Origin of the sequence: Bacillus sp. AFS001701 (genome assembly GCF_002559405.1) — a bacterium.
Classification (GTDB): domain Bacteria; phylum Bacillota; class Bacilli; order Bacillales; family Bacillaceae_G; genus Gottfriedia.
Genome location: NZ_NTZO01000685.1, coordinates 1 through 633 on the forward strand (window position 1 = coordinate 1; position 633 = coordinate 633).

1 protein-coding gene is annotated in these 633 nt (G+C 32.2%); it reads left to right on the plus strand.

Translation table 11 applies throughout. The annotated features are described in order from the left end of the window. Positions 1 to 80 precede the first annotated feature (80 nt). Entirely contained in the window at positions 81 to 590 is a 510-nt protein-coding gene (gene pssA / locus CN514_RS24605) for a CDP-diacylglycerol--serine O-phosphatidyltransferase (protein ID WP_435817657.1), read from the plus strand. Positions 591 to 633 lie beyond the last annotated feature (43 nt).

Genomic DNA, 633 nt, shown 5'->3' on the forward strand with positions numbered 1-633 from the left:
TACAAACTTGATAAATATAATACTATGTAAGATTAAGAATAAAGTGTAAATAGTTAGAAAATACTATTGAAAGGTTTTTAATGTTCAGGGGGGATACTTTGTATAGTCAGGTCGTAAAATCTATACCCAATTTACTTACAATCGGAAATTTAGTTTGTGGTGTTCTATCCATTACGCTTAATATGAGTGGTTTAATAATGATATCCTCAATTTTTATCTTCATCGCTGCTATTTTTGATCTTCTTGACGGAAGGGTTGCAAGAAAACTAAAAGTGAATAGTGAATTTGGTGTAGAGCTAGATTCTTTAGCGGATATTGTAAGTTTCGGCGTTGCCCCTGCGCTTTTATTTCATTCTATTTCGGCACCATCAATTTTAACCTCACTTGCATTTATCCTTTTTCCTACGATGGGGGCATTAAGATTAGCAAAATTTAGTGCTAAACCAACCATAGGTTATTTTAAGGGTTTACCTATTCCTGCCGCTGGTTTACCTTTAGCTGGTATGGGAATGTTTTTTTATAGTAATGCATGGATTACTTTAATTCTTGCTTTTTTAATGGTTAGTCCAATCAGATTTAAAAAACTTTAACAACTTAATTTAAAATGCTATTACCTTTTGTTGAGGAAATAGC

Bases quoted from the DNA above. Each gene is read 5' to 3' on its own strand.
- pssA (WP_435817657.1), top strand. From the start codon at position 81: ATGTTCAGGGGGGATACTTTGTATAGTCAGGTCGTAAAATCTATACCC.